This window comes from Roseibacillus ishigakijimensis, from assembly GCF_016595415.1.
GTDB lineage: Bacteria > Verrucomicrobiota > Verrucomicrobiia > Verrucomicrobiales > Akkermansiaceae > Roseibacillus > Roseibacillus ishigakijimensis.
The window spans coordinates 14,765-31,812 of the sequence record NZ_JAENIO010000047.1; the positions used below are offsets into that span (position 1 = coordinate 14,765).

Sequence of the window (17,048 nt, forward strand, 5' to 3'; positions counted from 1 at the left end):
TCTACTTCAGGTTGTTAACATATTTACGGAACGCTTCCCCTCTTTCGACGTAGCTGGAAAACTGATCGAAGGAGGAGGTTCCTGGGGAAAACAAGACGGTGGATCCGGCGGGAGCGAGGCGCCGGGCGGCCTCCACGGCCTCGGCCAGGGTCTCGACGGTCTCGGTCTCCACCTCCGCGCGAAAGAGCTCTCCGAGCTTCTCGCCAATCTCGCCGAAAGTGACGGTGGCCAGGGTGCGCTCGCGCAAGAGTGGAGCCAGGGGAGTATAGTCCAGCCCCTTTTCTTTGCCACCGGCAATGAGCACAATGGGTCGCGTGAGAGCCCGCAGAGCGGACTCAAGGGCATGGAGATTGGTGGCCTTGGAATCGTTCAGGTATTCCACCCCGTCGAGGGTCCGGATCAGCTCGCAGCGGTGCGGAGGAGGGACGAAGTTTTCCAAGGCCTTGCGAATGGCCTCTACCGGGACTCCGGCCGCATTGGCCGCGCCCGCCGCCGCCATGATGTTCTCGGCATTGTGAAGACCCCTCAGATTGGTGTCGTCGAGACAGACGAGAGGTTCCTCCTGGTGGTAGATTTGTCCGTTGCGCAGGGTGTATTCATTCTCGTTTTCCTCATCCCACTCGCTCATGAAGCGCACCACCCGGGCCTTGAGAGAGCCGAGGTCCTCCTGCGAGCGGGCCACCACGACATCCTCTCCAGTCATATTCTCGAAGATACGTCTCTTGGCCGCGCGATACTCCTCGAGGTCGCGGTAGCGGTCCATATGATCGGGGGCGAAGTTCAGCCACACCGCGACCTTGGGGGCGAAGGTGTCGATGGTCTCGAGCTGGAAGGAGCTGGCCTCCAGAGCGACCGCCGCCGGGCAATCGGGATCGAGCACGACATCGGAAAGCGGGCGACCATGATTCCCACAGGGCACACAGGAGATGCCGCCCTCATTCAAAAAGGCCGAGATCAATTCCGTCGTAGTGGTCTTGCCATTGGTGCCGGTGATGGCGACCACCAGTCCCTCGTAGTTCTGGTAGGCGAGCTCCATTTCGCCCATAAATTCCGCACTGCGGCGGGCAAAGGCTTGCGCGAAGGCCCCTTGGGTCTCGATTCCCGGACTGATGACCACGAGGTCGAAGTTCTCGGATGCCGCGCTCTCCGGGCTGGCTTTTTCTTGCAAAGAGATGCCGGTCGGCCACTCGCCGCCAATCGCGTTGGTGTCATAGACGGTCACTTGGGCGCCGAGCTTGAGACACAATTCGGCGGCAGCACGGCCACTGCGGCCGGCTCCGAGGATAGCTACGTGTTGTCCGGTCAATTTCATTAGAGAATCTTGAGAGTGGCGAGTCCAATGAGGGCGAAGAGAATGGAAAGAATCCAGAAGCGGGTGATGACTTGGGTCTCCTTCCAGCCGCCCAGCTCGAAGTGATGGTGGATGGGAGACATGCGGAAGATGCGTTTGCCGGTGGATTTAAAGCTAGCCACTTGCAGAACCACCGAAAGGGCCTCCATCACGAAGATGCCCCCGATGATGACCAGAAGAAGCTCCTGCCGCACGCAGATGGCGGTAGTGCCGATGCAGCCGCCGATGGCCAGGGAGCCGGTGTCTCCCATGAAGACCTTGGCCGGGTAGCAATTGAACCAAAGAAAGCCGAAGCCCGCCCCCACGAGGGCCATCATGACCACCACCAGCTCGCCCACCATGGGATTGAAGGGCACATTGAGGTAGTCGTGGGCATTCTCATTGCCCGCCACATAGGCCAGCACCGCATAGGCCAGTGAGACGGTGATGGTGCAGCCGATGGCGAGGCCGTCGAGGCCATCCGTCAAATTGACCGCATTGGAAGCGCCCATGATGACCAGGATGAAAAAGGGAATGGCCAACAGGCCCAGCGGAAGGAGCGGCGACTTGGAAAGCGGGAAGGAGAGGTCCGAGATGCTGCGGGTGGTCTCCTTCCACACCACGTCACTATCGGCGAAGAGCCAGGCATTGGTCTCGGGCTTGGTGTAGAGAAAGAGCGCCACCAACAAGCCTACGAGCATTTGCCAAAAGAGCTTGGTCTTGCCGCTGACGCCATCAGAGGTCTTCTTCACCACCTTGGCATAATCGTCGACAAAGCCGAGCAGCCCCAGTCCCAACATGGCACACATGGTGACCGTGACGAAGGGATTGAGCACCCGTCCACAAAGCAGGACCGCGATGAGCACCGAGCCGAGAATCATGACTCCGCCCATGGTGGGAGTGCCCGCCTTTTGGCCATGGAGTTCCGCCAGCTTGTGCACCTCCTCGGCGGTGCGGATGGGTTGGCCGACTTTGAGGGAAATGAGCTTGCGGATGACCCGCGGGCCAAAGACGAGGCAGAGGCCAAAGGTGATGAACGCGGCCATTCCCCCGCGGATGGAGAGATAGCGGAAGAGGCGCAGGAAGCTGAAGGTATCGGCCCAAGACTCACCGGCCTCGTGCGCGCGCATCCAAATTTCGTAAATCCAGTAGAACATGTGTGTAAGTGGGGAAAATTAGCTGTCGGGGAAAAGGGCTTTGATCACGTTTTCAATAGCCGCCGTGCGGCTGCCTTTGAAGAGGACGACATCCCCTTCGTGCAATTCTTGGGCAAGCCAGCGGGCAGCCTCGTCGCGGGTGTCGAAATGGCGATCGCTGGCCGCTCCTTGCGATATTCCCCGGGCCTCGCCACCGACGCTGACCACGCGCACGCCCCGGGCCGCAGCGAATTCTCCCAAGGCGTGATGCTCCTGAGGCGCGGTCGCTCCGATCTCGGCCATTTTCCCCAACACGGCGAAGTGACGTCCCCCGGGACCAGGACGACGCTCGGCGAGCGTCTCCAGACCAGCCCGCATGGACTCGGGATTGGCATTGTAGGTGTCGTCAAGAATGGTGATGCCATTCTTCTGAAAAGAGCGCAGACGGCCACTGGTCAACTCGGTGGCCTCCAGCCCCCGGGCGATCTCCGCCAGCGTGAGCCCGAGCGCCCGGCCCACTGCCGCAGCCAGGAGGGCATTGGTGACCATGTGTCGCCCGGCCACCGGGAGATTGACGGGGATGCGCCCCTCCCCCTCCAGCACGAGGGTAAACCTCATGGTATCGCCCGAGCCATCGATTTCCTCAGCCCGCACTTCGCCCCGACCATTGCCCACGGCGACCACCTCGGCCCGGGTGCGATCGCGAAAGTAATCGAGATAGGGACAAGCCGCCGGAACGAAAAGCGTGCCCACCTCGGGGAGGGCCCGGGCCAGCGCCCCTTTCTCCTCGGCAATGGCATCGCGGCTGCCCATGTATTCGATATGAGCGGTGCCAATGTTGGTAATGATGCCGAGATGTGGCCGCGCAATCTCGCAGAGAGGCGCAATCTCGCCGGGATGATTCATGCCCATCTCGAAGACCCCCACCTCGTCCTCTTCGGTGAGGGAAAGAACGCTGAGGGGAACACCGATGTGATTGTTGAGATTGCCCCGGGTCGCGCGGACCTGAAAGCGCTGGGAAAGTACCGAGCGAGTGAAATCCTTGGTCGAGGTCTTGCCGTTGGACCCCGTCAACCCGACCACTGGAATCTCCAGCAGACGCCGCCACCAACAGGCGAGGCGTTGCAGGGCCAGCAGGGTATCGCGCACCAAAATGACGCCCTCTTGATGGGGAACGGAGTCCTCGCACTCCGCCAAAGCCCCCACCACCCCTGCGGCGAAGGCTTTTTCCAGATAATCGTGGCCATCGAACCGCTCCCCCCGCAGAGCGACGAAAAGCTCCCCCCCGGCCAGCGTGCGGGTATCGGTGGAGACGCCGGCCGTGACCACGCGTTCCCCTCCCCCGTTCGGGAGGTCGCCACCGATTGCTTCCGCAATCTCTGCCAGGGAGAGGTTTCTCACTCTTTCGAATTCTTTTGGTTCAAGCGGTCCACCACCTCGATGGCTTTGCGCACTTCCACCCGATCGTCGAAGGTAACGGTCTGGTCTTTGAAAATTTGATAATCCTCGTGCCCTTTCCCAGCCACCAGGATGACATCACCCGCCCGCGCCTGCTCGATGGCGGTGCGAATGGCCGCCCGCCGATCCAGGATGCTGCCATGGGCCGAGCCCACAAAGCCCTTCTCCACCTCTTTGATGATGGCTTCCGGTTCCTCCGAGCGCGGATTGTCCGAGGTCACGATGCAAAAGTCGCTCTCCTTCTCCGCCGCCCGCGCCATGGGCGCGCGCTTGCCGCGATCGCGATCCCCGCCACACCCAAAGATGGTGATCAAGCGCGTCGGCTCCAGCTCGCGGAGAGTGCGGCACACGTTCTGGATGGCGTCGGGCGTGTGCGCATAATCGACAAAAACCGCGGCGCCATTGATGGAGCCCGCCAGCTCCAGTCGGCCGGGCACTCCTGTGAAGTCACGCAAGGCGGTAATGGCATCCCGCAGGGTGACTCCCACCGCATCGACCGCCGCCAAAGCCGCCAGGGCATTGAGCACATTGAAGCGCCCGATGAGGGGCATGCGCACCAGATAGGACCGTCCCCGGGCTTCCAGCTGGAACTCCGTCCCTTTGGTGCTTTGCTTGATGCGCCCCGCCCGGAACTGACAGCTATTACCAAAACCGTAGCTGACCAGCTTGAGACGGCCTTCAAAGTCCTTCAGCAACTCCGCCCCATAGCGATCATCGCCATTCACCACCGCCACCCGCTTGGAGCCATGGGCCGCTAGCGAGGTGAAAAGAAGCTTCTTGGCCGCAAAGTAGTTCTCCATCGACCCATGGTAATCGAGGTGATCTTGGGTCAGGTTGGTGAAGACCCCGACTTGGAAGTCGATACCCACGACCCGGCCTTGCTCGAGACCGTGGGAAGACACCTCCATCGCCACGCCGTGGCAGCCATTGTCCCGCATGCGGGCGAGCATCTTTTGCAGCTCAATGGCCCCGGGAGTGGTGTGGGTGGCGGGACGGACCTGCGAACCATCGTCCACCTGGATGGTGCCAATCATACCCGTGCGACGGCGCAGCTTGTTGAGAATGCCATGCACGAGATAAGCAATGGTGGTCTTGCCATTGGTCCCGGTGATCCCGATGAGATTGAGGTCCGCCGAGGGAGAACCCGCTTGCAAATCGGCCAGGGCCGCCAACGCCCGGCGCGAGTCGGAAACCTGGATCCAAGTGCCGGTGAAGTCCTCCCGGGGCTTTTCCTCCGCCACGATTACGGAGGCTCCTGCCGCCATCACCGCCGGGATGTAGGAATGCCCGTCGGAGGCCGCGCCCTTCACCGCAACAAAAAGGCAGCCGGGTGTGGCTTGGCGGGAGTCATCTATCACCGCTCCCACCACTCCCTCGGAGGGACCGGTGATACGGGCTTTGGGCAAACAGGGGATTATTTCGCTCAGGTTCATTGGCTTGCGAGCGGATTGGCTACCGCTCGGGTTGGTTTGAGATGCATGTGGGCAGCGAGCCGAGTCGCTACCTTGGAGAAAATGGGCGCGGCCACGGAGCCTCCTCCGACATTGCCGTCTTCCAGACGAGGGTCGTCGACCACGACCACACAGACGAAGGAGGGGTCGTCCACTGGCAACATGCCGACGAAAGAGACCACCCTCCGGTTTTTATCATAGCCGCCATCGATCACCTTCCAAGCAGTGCCCGTTTTTCCGGCCACGCCAAATCCGGCGACGGCAGCCTTGGTGGCGGTGCCCCCTTCTTCCGTCACGGTGGCCAGAGCCCGCCGCATGGTGTGGGCGGTGCCGGGAGAAATCACTTCGCGAATCACCTCCGGGCGGAAGCGGCGGATGGGTTGGCCATTGGGCATCATCACGGCCTTCACCAGGAGCGGTCGCATCAATTTGCCACCATTGGCAATGGCACAATAGGCATTGGCCACCTGCAGCGGGGTCACATTCACCGCATAGCCGTAGCACTTGGAAGCAAACTCCCGGGCGTTGTTGCTGCGGGGAGCGAGACCTGCCTGCTCCCCCGTCAGATCAATCCCGGTGGACTTGCCGAAGCCGAAGGCCTCCATGTAATCGTAAAAGCGATCGCGCCCCAGCATCTTGGCGAATTGATAGGTGCCGATATTGCTCGATTTGGAGAGGACTTCAGGGAGGGAAAGCCAGCCGAATGACGCGTAATCCTTCACGGGGGGACGAATCTCATTGCACACCCCATGGTGGCAAAAAACCTTCGTCCACTCGGTGGCGAGGCCGCTTTCAATCGCGCCCGCCGTGGCCACCACCTTGAAGGTGGAGCCGGGTTCATAAACCGCTTGAGTGGCAAAATTCATCCCGGCCTCCGCCACATTTTCACGCTTGTTGAGGTCAAAAGTGGGACGACTGGCCATGGCGAGGACTTCCCCGCTGTGCGGCTCCATCACCACAATGGAGCCCGTGGTGGACTGGGCAAAAGACAAGCCCTCCTCCAGCTCCTCTTCCACGATGGCTTGCAGACCCAAGTCGAGGGTCAGCTGGACATCCAGGCCCTTGATGGGCGGCTTGACTACCCCGCTGGTTTTTCCCAGGGGCAAATCACGCACATCCCGCTTGGTCACTTCGTAGCCGTCCTTGCCGTGAAGATACTCGGACATGCTCTTTTCGATTCCAGAGACCCCTTCCCCCTTGTAATTGACGATTCCCACCACATGGGCGGCCAACTTAGGATTGGGATAAATGCGACGAAAGCTCTTGTCAAAGCGCAGGCACTGGATGCGGTTGTCCTCCACCGCGGCCTCGATTTTGTCCGCGATTTCTTCAGGAATCTCCTTGGCCAATACCCTTTCGCCAGAACTCTTCGCATTGACGGGACCAATGCGGGCCAATAGCTCATCGCGATGGGCATACTCCTCCAGATGGGGAGTCAGGATATTGACGAGAAAGGACAAGTGCTGCTGCACGATTTCCTCATCGGAGCGAACGTCCAGAATCTGGTAACGAATGGAGCTGACAATCTGGTCCCGGCGGCGCTCGTCCGCGCTGGCCCACTCCTCGTGCAGCACGGCCCGGGCATGAGCCACTCCAGCCGCCACCACCGAGGCATCACCGAGATTGTTCATATCCACCACGATGGTGGTGACGGGATTGTTGCGCGCGATGACCTCCTCATTGCGATCCACGATGTAGCCATTTTGCGCTAGCAAAGTGCGCTTCACCGTCCGTCCCGGAGTGGCCTTTTCCTCCCCCCGGTCAACCTCCCATTGCAGGGCAATCAGTTTCCACGAGACTGCACTGAGCCCGGCCACGAGGGCCAGACACACGATGAATACGCGTCCTTGCAGTCCCAACTTCATTTACTCGGCTTTGGCCATCTCAGGCAAAACTCCCACCGTCGAGATATCCTCGATCGCTTCCAGAGGAATCCCCCGCAACTCGGTCCCCGCCGCCACGAGGGCGTTGCGCAGGTCCCAGCGGTTCTCCATTTGTCCGATGCGAATCTCCAAATTGGTGACATCGCGCTCCTTTTCTTTCAACCGGCGGTCAACACGCTCGATTTCGCGCTTCACCTCCAGTTGCCGGTTTTTCAAAACAGTATGGACGAGCCCTGTGCCCCCCAAGGAGATGGCTGTCAGGATCATCAGAGCCAAAAGGGTCGGGCTGATTGTGGTTCTTTTCTTACGATTTCTGCTCATCTTCTTTTAGCGAGTCGGAGTTTAGCACTACGGGCCCGGGGATTGCGCGCCAGTTCCCCGTCAGTTGACGCAATTGCTTTGCGAGAGACGAGGTCCCAAGCCAAGGCCGGATTGGGGCGAGGCTCCGGCCACTCCGGCCGGTCGAGAAAGGCGGTGCTGCGCTCTTTCAAAAAGGTCTTCACGAGCCGGTCTTCGAGGCTGTGGAAGGTGATCACAGCCAGGATTCCACCCGGCTTCAAAACATCCTGGGCAGCCTCCAACCCGGCCGTAACCGAGTCCAGCTCGCTATTGACGGCCATGCGCAGCGCCTGGAAGACGCGGGTGGCCGGATGCTTACGCCCCCGTCCCCCCATCGCCTTTTCCACGCAGCCAGCCAATTGCAAGGTGGTGGTGAATTCCTTCTCCTCCCGGGCGGCGACAATGGCGGCGGCAATGCGGCGGGAAGCCTTTTCCTCCCCGTAACGAAAAAAGACCTCCGCCAACTCCTCGGCGGAGCGTTGGTTGACCCAGTCGGCGGCCGTTTCCCCCGCCGACTGATTCATCCTCATGTCGAGGGGACCATCCTTCTGAAAAGAAAAGCCCCGCTCGGCCTGGTCGATCTGCCAGGAAGACACCCCCAAATCCAGCAACACCCCATCGAGAGAGCGCGGGGGCACGACCGAGCGCATTTCGCAAAAATTGCCGTGCTCGGCACGAAACCGATCCCCAAAGGGCGCCAATCGCCGGCCGGCATAGGCCAGGGCATCGCGGTCGCGATCCATCCCCACCACGCAGGCTCCGGCCTGCAAAAGGCGCTCGCTATGACCTCCGCCCCCCAAGGTGCCATCGAGGAAGGTCTTCTCCTCCGCCGGAACAAGCCCCGCGAGAACCTCCTCCATCAGGACCGGCTCATGATAAAAGGAAGTCGGCGATTCTCCCGCCCCTTCCACCGCATGGCGACGCAGCCCGCCCACCACGCGAGCGACCCACGAGCCAAGAGCGGTAGGGAGCGAAAGGGGATCGACCTCCAAGGGTCGGGCAGGACTCGCCACATTCATTGTCAAAAAATCACTTCTCCGCACTGCGCGCAGAGGCCTCAAAAGCTGGCCAAACAGGTCAAAACTGCCACCCCGCGCCCCGGGGCAACGGCTCGGAAAAATTCCTCTCCGGCAAGGCGAGTCCTTTCCGACCGTAGTCCCACGAGACGAGCAGGTGGCAGCTCTGTTCCAGTGTTCCAGTTATCCAGTAAAGTTTGCGGGAAAACGCCGCCACTCCGCCTTCCGCCAAAGCGCTTGACCGACCAAAAACCACCTGCGGCAAGGCAAGCCAGCCGGGGCAGAGCTTTCGCGGTTGGTCGAAGTGACAGCATTGTTCCAGTGTTCCAGTTATCCAGTAAATTCATCCTTAGCCAAAATCGACTGAGTCGTAGAGGCTTTCCAAAATCTCGCGCTCCTTCTCGCGCAGTTCTTCCATATGAGCCGGGGAAACGAGGTCAAAGGCCCGACCCCGCCCAATGAGGTGCACTGCCCCGCCCGCTTCGAAGCCAAAGTCTTCCGCCGTGCGCTTCGGCACCGTCAGCTTCCCCTGATCATTCAGGGTCACCGAAGTGCTCTCCCCGTAGACAGCCTGCTTCTGGGCGTTGCGAATACCAGTGGGAACATCGCCATTGGTCGCGATGGACTCGATCAAAGCCTCAAAAGCCTCGTGGGTCATCGCGCGCAAGACCGGCACCTTGAGATGCTTCCACCGGAGGAGGCGCAATTGCACGGACTGCCCGCTGGCAGGACGCCAAGCTGCCGGGACCGCAACCCGATACTTGGTATCGAGTTTGTGGTCGGCGACGCCTTCCAGGCTCTGACTCGGGACTCCCATGGGCAAATTGCTTCCTCTCGGTGCATTTTAGTACACAACAAGACCCCTGTTGGTCAAATCTTTTATGTTCAGTACACTCTCCAACGGTTCGGAATCCTTGCTAGTTGAGGAATCCGAGATTTTTAATTCGTGTCATCAAATAATTAAGAGAAGCGAATCAAGAGACCGGGCCCGGGCCCCTTTCTCTCGCCACTCCATGTTTCGCGTGTCTTTTCGATCAGTTGGGGGCAGGGTTGGACGTGCGCGCGATTTTCCAAGGCTCCGGCCCGTTCCAGCTCCCCAATGTGCGGCTCTATGCCTGGTTCACCGTCCTCTACAATGCCCGGGCCTATTACCCCATCTTTGCCATTCTCTTCCTTGACCTCGGACTGAGCCGGGAGGAATTCCTGACCTTGAATGCCATTTGGGCGGCGGCCATTTTTCTTCTGGAAGTCCCCTCGGGAGCTCTGGCCGACACCATTGGCCGGCGCAAGCTCCTCATCGCGGCGGCGGTGATGATGATATTGGAAATGGCCCTCCTCCTCTTTGCCCCCCGGCACGGGGGCTGGGTCCTCTTGACCATGGCAGTGGGCAACCGCCTCCTCTCGGGAGCTTCCGAGGCCGCTGCCAGCGGGGCGGACCAAGCCCTCGCCTATGACACCTTGCGAGCAGCGGGGGAAGAAAAGCGCTGGGACGAGGTGCTCGCCAACATCATGGCCTTCCGCTCGGCCGCTTTTTTTACCGCCATGATTCTGGGCTCCCTCCTCTATGACCCCTCCCTGCTGGCCCGCGTCCTTCCCTTTGTGGCGGAGTGGGACAAATCCCTCACCCTGCGGCTACCCCTTGCCCTGGTTTTCCTACAAGGGGTGGCCTGTCTCGTCCTCGCCCTCCGCTTGCGGGAGATCCAAGCCGGGGACCAGCCCACCCCCTCCCTGCGGCAGGCCTTCCGCACCACCCTTTCGGCCGGCCGCTGGGTTCTGACCACCCCCTTGGCCCTGATGGTCGTGCTCGGCGGAGTCCTGGCCGATGCCTTCGCGCGCACTTTCGCGACCTTGACCTCCGACTATTTCCGCTTCATCTCCGTGCCGGAATGGCTTTTCGGCTTTCTCGGGGCCACCTTCGCGGTGGTCGGCATCCTCATTCCCAAGCTAGCGAGGACCTTGTCCCAACACGTCACTCCCCGCACCCATCTGCTCCTGATCGCCACCTGGGCAGCAGGCTCCCTTTTCCTCCTCGGGCAGGCTTGGCCCTGGTGGGGCATCCTGCCCGCCATCAGCACTATGGCTGTCCTCACCTGGACCGATTTCCTCACCTCCCGCGAGCTCAATCGCTTGGCTGACTCCTCACAACGAGCCACCATTCTTTCCGTGAAAGGACTCATCTTCAACCTCGGATACGGGGTAGCCTCCCTGGGTTTCGCGACAGCGGTGGCCGGATTCGAAGAAGGGGGTCATGAGGAAGGAGCAGCCTTTCAGCTCACTCTCTCGACCCAGCCTTGGCTCCTGCTCGCAGGCCTCCTTGCCTTTTTCCTCTGGTCACGGAGCATCGAACAAGGACAAGAAACTCGATAGAAGTTTTTCATTATTCCTCAGCTAACGAATAAGGCTAGTTTAATCGGCAAGGGGTTTTATCCAACGGTTTTGTCACGAAAATCAAATTCATCTCAATAGCGCGGCCCCGTATGAGGCGCGCCGATGAAGAACAAATTCGCATCATCGTGGGGGAACTTCACGCTCTCCGCACTTCTATTCAGCTCGGCGCCCCTTCTGGCGCTCGAGTTTGGTAATATCGAAATTACCCAGCTCAATAACACCAACAATGGGATGAACTCGGATAGTCCCGCAGTCGACTTCCAAATCCTGCCCGGCTCGACGGAAGGATTTGAAGTGGTGGGCACCAACCGCGGCGACACCGACTTCCAATTTGGTCCCGTGCGGGAAGATGACGTCTCCGACGGCCTGCTCTTCACTTCGCCCAGCAACAATGCCCGCAACAACTTCGCGGGAGGCGACACCGTCAATGGCCTCAACTTCGCCACCACCTCGGTAGCCATTGGAGGGACGGGCTACTACTTCGTCCCCACGCACAATATGGGAGGCAGCGCCCAGAACAACAACGGCCGGGCGGAATACAACATCGATTTCTCGATCGGCTACTTCCCCTACGACGTCTATCTGGCCACTCACGCAGGGCAGACTTCCAACGGAGGAGCCACTTCCGAGCTCATCGGGAACAAGGACATCATCCTCGGCACTCACTTTATTGACGAGTCCGAGGCCGGCGTCTTCACCGTCGACCTCACCGAGCTGGACACCCCCGGCCCCTATCCAGTGAAGGCCACCGCCGAGAACGGCATCCTGCTCGCCTTGCACGGAAAAAACGAGGGCAACTTCGCCATGGCCCAAGACAACCCCGATGGCTCCTTCACCCTTTCCGTGATGGACAACGGTCAGTTTGGCGGCGGCGTCAACTACGAACAAGACTCCTCGGCCTTCGTCTATCTCCCCACCAACGTCGTGGGCCCCGATTTCATCAATGCCCTGGGCCGGATCCAGAGTGATGGCAGCGCGGAGGTCTCGGGCGGCAACTTCACCGTCACCCCCCGTCGCAGCATGGACAGCCTCGGCGACGTCTACTTCAGCGGCAGCTTCGAGTCTCCCCTGACCGATGACGAGGCGACCTTCACCACGGCTCTCGAGGACATGGCCGGGGAAACCTACCTGCTGGAAATTCTTTCCGGACCGGATGTCGGCACTTTGCATGAGATCACCGATCGCACCGACACCGTCCTGACCATTGCCTCCAGTCTGACTGCGGCAGCGGAAGATTACCCAATCGAGTTCCGCGTGGGACCGGCCGGTCACGAATACCTGCTCGAGGTCGATGGCATGACCAATGAGACCGGCACCCTGCTGGTGGCTCCCGCGGGAGGATACACCGGGGTGACCGAGAACGACATTGTCACCGGCACCTTCGAGAGCAGCCAGCTCATTGAAGAGGAAAACTCCGTAACCACCATTCTGACCGATACGGAAGGAACCTTCTCCACCACTCTGCCTTACCCGGAGCGGACCGCTTACTTCCTCGAAATCACCACCGGTCCCGACGCCGGTTACGAGGTCGAGCTCATTCCCTCCGACATCACCGAGGGCACCATCAGCGTGCCTGCCAAACTGAGCGCGCAACCCAGCGAATACCCCGTCGAGTTCCGCGTCTTCACCAAGATCTTCCCCAACAATACGGACAACTTCGTCACCAACGAGTGGAGCGAAGCCGACCAGGGTTGGGTGGTGCAAAGCCGCGACGTGCCGGAAGGCTACCTGACGGAGAAAGGAGCCACCGACGACGAGGACATCTTCAACTTCGTCTTCCTGACCAGCGATCCTTCCAATGCCCAGCCGGCCGTGACCATCACTTCTCCCGTGGCGGACGAGCAATTCGTGGTGGGCAGCACCATCACGCTGGAAGCGGAAGCCATTGATGAGGACGGAGGAGTGGCCCAAGTCGACTTCTTGCAAGACGGCATCATCATCGGCACCGATACCACGGCTCCCTACAGCTTCACCATCCCTTCCCCCTTCAACAGCCTGGGAAGTTATGATTTCAATGCCGTGGTGACCGACACCAGCGGGGGACGCACCTTTGGCCTCGCCAACACCGTGCACATCGTGCCCCCATCCGGCAGCGGCGGCATGTATTTCAACGGGGTGAACCAATACGTTACCTTCGGCAATGCCGAGAGCCTCGGGCTGAGCACCTTCACCCTGGAGACCTGGTTCAAGCCCGAAGGCACCTTCGGTCAGGCAGCAGGCACGGGCTCTGGCGGAGTCACCGCCTATCCCCTAGTCACCAAGGGACGGGGCGAGGACGATCAGTCCAACCTCGACATGAACTACTTCCTCGGCATTCACGCGGAGGACAAAGTGCTCGTCGCCGACTTCGAAGGGTCTGATCGGGGTGAAAACGTCCCCGTGGAAGGCTTTACCAAGTTGGAGGCCGGACAATGGTATCACGCCGCCGTCACCTTCGACGGCACGGAATGGCGCCTCTACCTCAATGGCAACCTGGAAGCCACCCGCGACGCGGAGGGCCTCATGCCCCGGGCGGACAGTATTCAGCATGCGGCCTTGGCCAGCGCGCTGAACTCCAACGGCGTCCCCGGAGGCTACTTCCAAGGCTCGCTGGACGAGGTCCGCATCTGGGCCGGAGCGAGAACCCAATCCGAATTGCGGGAATTCTGTAATTCCGAGATTCCCACCGCCACCAATCTGATCGCCCGCTGGGGCTTCACCGAAGCTGGCGGCGAGAGCTTGACCAGCTCGGCCAGTGGCGCGGTCTCCGGCACCATCCTGGGCAACCCTGTCTGGGCGGCAGGCCAGACCTTCACTGACAATGCCAAACCTGATGTCACCATCACCAATCCGGTCGATGGCCTCAACATCAACTTGGGAGACACCGTCAACATCGAGGCCTCCGCCACGGATAGCGACGGCTCCATCGCCAAGGTGGGCTTCTACAATGAGGGCGTCCTCATCTCCGAAGACACTTCCGCTCCTTATGAAGCGCAAATCACAGTGGAGGCAGCCCGCCCGCTGCTCCTCACCGCCGTCGCTACCGACAACGCGGGTCAGACCTCCCGGTCGGACTTTGTCGGCGTGACCGTGGAATTCCCCACCCCGACCATCCCCGGCTACACCGTGGGCGTGGTGGATGGTGGCGACCTCGATCGCGACAAAGCCTCTCCCGCCAACCCGGCCAACTGGGTAGTGGAAAGCACCACCGCCAGCCCGGCACTGGGCAGCGACGGAACCAATACCGGAGACTTCAACCCCACCATCAATGGAGAGCGCGTGGACAACTTCTCCGGCCTCTTCCTCGGCAGCAACTACCCCACCCTGGACAACCTGGCCGCGCTGGACAATGTCATCGGCCCCGACAACGCGGGCAATGACCAGTATTACATCAGCATGATGGACATCGAAGGCCCCGGTGCCGACGATCCCACCGCCGGAGAAGAATCCTCCCGGATGTCCCTCGGTTTCTTCCCTTGGGCTGACGGCTGGTTCGGTGGCAAAGTGGCTGCCGACGGCACCGTGGATAGCGACCGCACCCACCTGCCGGAAGGCGTGACCCTGACCGTCACCAAGACCGGCAGCGGCCAGTATCGCTTGGAAGGCCTCCCCATCACGGGCAACCTCATCGCCATGGCTTACGACAACGGCAGCAGCCACGTCGTGGCCGTCGCGCAAGAAGAAAACCACTGGCTGGTCACCACCCGCGACCGGAGTCAGAGCCTGGCCGATCGGATTTTCGGCTTCCTCTACGTTCCTGCTACCAGCCGCCAAGTCTACAGCGGTCTGGTGCAGAATGACGGCACCCTCGTCCCCCTCAACGACGAGCTCCGTCTCTCCGGGGGCTCCGCCGAGCCACAGTCCAACCGCTATCAGGTGCGCATTGGTGACGGCACCGTCATCAATCCCTCCAATTCGGTGATGTTCCTCACTGCCGACTTCCGCAACGGAAACGGTGGCGACAACGTCTACAGTTACTTCGACTCCACCGATGCCTTCACCGTCTTCTCGCAGGACCTGCCCCGCATCCAGGGCGATCCGCAGGACGGCGGCTTCCGCTTCCTCATCGTCCCCCTCGAGAACACGGGCCTCAACGGAGATGAAGTGCATGTCGCCGCCACCGCCAATGCGACCGAAGGCGAACAAAACGGCCTCTTCACCTTCACTCGCGAAGGCGACCTGAGCACGGCCTTGACGGTTCCCTTCACCGTAGGTGGCACCGCGACCAGCGGCACGGACTACACCGCCCTGCCCGGTTCGGTGACCTTTACAGAGGGAAGCAACACCGCGACCCTGACTGTGGAAGCCGCCACCGATGGCTTCCTCGAGCTGCCGGAAACAGTCGTGGTGACCCTCACCCCGGGCGCTGGCTACAGCATCGGCACCTACGGCACTGCCCAAGTGATCATCACCAACGTCAACCCCACTGTGGCCACCACCACCGTCACCTTCCAGGAAGGGGTCGACGGCTACACCGGGCAGTTCGGGATGCGCTTGATCGAGACCGGCACCACCCAGCTGGGCTCCGCCGTCGAAGAGTATTACCTCGACGGTCACCCAGACAATGATTCCAGCAACGACACCAATGGGATCGTCCGCTTCGACAACATCTTCGGCGACGGCCCCGGTCAGATTCCCCCGGGAGCCGGCATTCAGGACGCCCAGCTGATCATGAGCACCTCCACCGCTGGCGACGCCCAGTCCGGAGGCCCCTACATCATTGACATCCTGACTGTTCCCGTCGACGAGAACACCAAATACGCCGACTTGCAGTTGGGCGAAAAGGGTGACGACTTCGAAGGTGTGCGCGGCTCGGTCACCGGTATTCCCGTAGCCGGCTTCGGTGCTATCCAGAACGGTCAAGTGGTCTCCGCCAACGTCACCTATCTGGTCCAGCTCTGGTCCGACTATCAAATCGGAGACAGCTTCGGCATCGAGAACTACGGCTTCGCCATCTACACTGGCGGCACCTCCGATGGCTGGTCCTACAACACCGTGGGCAACGTCAACCCCGAGCTGCGTCCCAAGCTGGTCGTGACTTATTCCACCAACAACACCCTGAAGGAATACTACTACGAGGCCGACATGAGCTCGGTGGTCAACAACCGCACCACTGCGGAAGGGGCCAACCAACCCTCGCTCGACGGCTCCACTGTGGAAAAGCAGTTCATGGACCTCAACGACGGAACCTCCGGCACCACGGAAACCCTCTTCCGATTCCCGGTCACCTTTGGCGAGGAAGGTAACCTCCAGTCCATCCCGGACGGGGAAACCGTGGTCAAGGCTGAGCTTCTGCTCTTTACCCCGACCAGCGGTAGCGACCAGAGTAGTGGCCCCTACGCCCTCCACCCGGTCCTCGAAGAATGGGACACCACCACCACCTTCGGAGTCAATGGTCCCACCATCTCCCAGCACATCGACCCCGCCCTCACCCAGATTGTCGGGATGGGGCAAAAGTCGGTCACCTTTGGAGATGTCACCCCCGCCGTGCAGGACTGGCGCGCCGGTCGTCCCAACTACGGGCTCAACGTGAAGCCGGAGACCACCGACGGCTGGGCCATCTACATGCCCGGAGTATCCGAGAACCCCGGTCTCGCCACCGCCGCCCCCCTGCTGCGCGTGACCACCGCCATTATCGAGGAAACTTCCTACGACCAATACATGGCCGCCAATGGCGCCACGGGAGCCAACTTCCTAGACGACCGCGACAATGACGGCGTGGTCGGCCTGCTGGAGTATGCCCTCGGGCTCGACCCCACTGCCTTCAACGTCCTGCCCGGCTTGCAAGCCAATGGCAGCAACTACCTGTTGAGCTACGCCAAAGGCAGCGAAGCGGCCACCGACCCCCGCCTCGAATACATCATCGAGACCAGCACCGACCTGGAAGAATGGACCAAAGTCACGCCCGCTACTAACGACAGCAGCGAGATCTCGGCCGTCATCCCCGGACCGCTGCCTCCCGCCCAGACCAAAGTCTTCGCCCGCATCCGGGTGGAGTATAACAACTAAGGTCAGCTCGGAAAAAATTTCCAGGCAATCCCACAAAGCGGCGCTTTCGAGAGAAAGCG

10 protein-coding genes are annotated in these 17,048 nt (G+C 60.9%); 2 read left to right on the top strand and 8 right to left on the bottom strand.

The window, feature by feature from the left end:
- Position 1: 1 nt before the first annotated feature.
- The 8 genes from murD to JIN78_RS14670 form a co-directional block, all read right to left on the bottom strand.
- A complete protein-coding gene (gene murD, locus JIN78_RS14635) occupies positions 2-1,312 on the bottom strand; it encodes a UDP-N-acetylmuramoyl-L-alanine--D-glutamate ligase (RefSeq protein ID WP_200392736.1) in 1,311 nt (436 codons plus the stop codon).
- The gene (gene mraY / locus JIN78_RS14640) at positions 1,312-2,460 is read right to left on the bottom strand and encodes a phospho-N-acetylmuramoyl-pentapeptide-transferase (protein WP_345778151.1); all 1,149 of its coding nucleotides are present in this window, start codon (positions 2,458-2,460) and stop codon (positions 1,312-1,314) included. Before mraY ends, murD begins: the two co-directional genes overlap by 1 nt.
- 45 nt (positions 2,461-2,505) lie before the next feature.
- Positions 2,506-3,867 carry a UDP-N-acetylmuramoyl-tripeptide--D-alanyl-D-alanine ligase gene (locus JIN78_RS14645; RefSeq protein WP_200392738.1) on the bottom strand — a complete coding sequence of 454 codons (1,362 nt, stop codon included), beginning with the start codon at positions 3,865-3,867 and terminating at the stop codon, positions 2,506-2,508.
- Positions 3,864-5,330, bottom strand: coding sequence for a UDP-N-acetylmuramoyl-L-alanyl-D-glutamate--2,6-diaminopimelate ligase (locus JIN78_RS14650; RefSeq protein ID WP_200392739.1), 1,467 nt, complete (start codon positions 5,328-5,330; stop codon positions 3,864-3,866). Before JIN78_RS14650 ends, JIN78_RS14645 begins: the two co-directional genes overlap by 4 nt.
- Before the next feature lie 23 nt (positions 5,331-5,353).
- Entirely contained in the window at positions 5,354-7,240 is a 1,887-nt protein-coding gene (locus JIN78_RS14655) for a peptidoglycan D,D-transpeptidase FtsI family protein (RefSeq protein WP_200392740.1), read from the bottom strand.
- Complete coding sequence (locus tag JIN78_RS14660) at positions 7,241-7,525, bottom strand: hypothetical protein (protein ID WP_200392741.1); 285 nt, start codon at positions 7,523-7,525, stop codon at positions 7,241-7,243. It lies immediately after the preceding gene.
- 50 nt (positions 7,526-7,575) lie between these two features.
- Positions 7,576-8,616 carry a 16S rRNA (cytosine(1402)-N(4))-methyltransferase RsmH gene (gene rsmH, locus JIN78_RS14665; protein WP_200392742.1) on the bottom strand — a complete coding sequence of 347 codons (1,041 nt, stop codon included), beginning with the start codon at positions 8,614-8,616 and terminating at the stop codon, positions 7,576-7,578.
- 346 nt (positions 8,617-8,962) lie between these two features.
- Positions 8,963-9,430 carry a hypothetical protein gene (locus tag JIN78_RS14670; protein WP_200392743.1) on the bottom strand — a complete coding sequence of 156 codons (468 nt, stop codon included), beginning with the start codon at positions 9,428-9,430 and terminating at the stop codon, positions 8,963-8,965.
- 239 nt (positions 9,431-9,669) lie between these two features.
- Here JIN78_RS14670 and JIN78_RS14675 point away from each other — a divergent pair, with 239 nt between their 5' ends.
- Together JIN78_RS14675 and JIN78_RS14680 are read left to right on the top strand one after the other, a co-directional pair.
- Positions 9,670-10,980, top strand: coding sequence for an MFS transporter (locus JIN78_RS14675; protein ID WP_200392744.1), 1,311 nt, complete (start codon positions 9,670-9,672; stop codon positions 10,978-10,980).
- Between the two features lie 123 nt (positions 10,981-11,103).
- Entirely contained in the window at positions 11,104-16,989 is a 5,886-nt protein-coding gene (locus JIN78_RS14680; RefSeq protein ID WP_200392745.1) for an Ig-like domain-containing protein, read from the top strand.
- Positions 16,990-17,048: the final 59 nt, after the last annotated feature.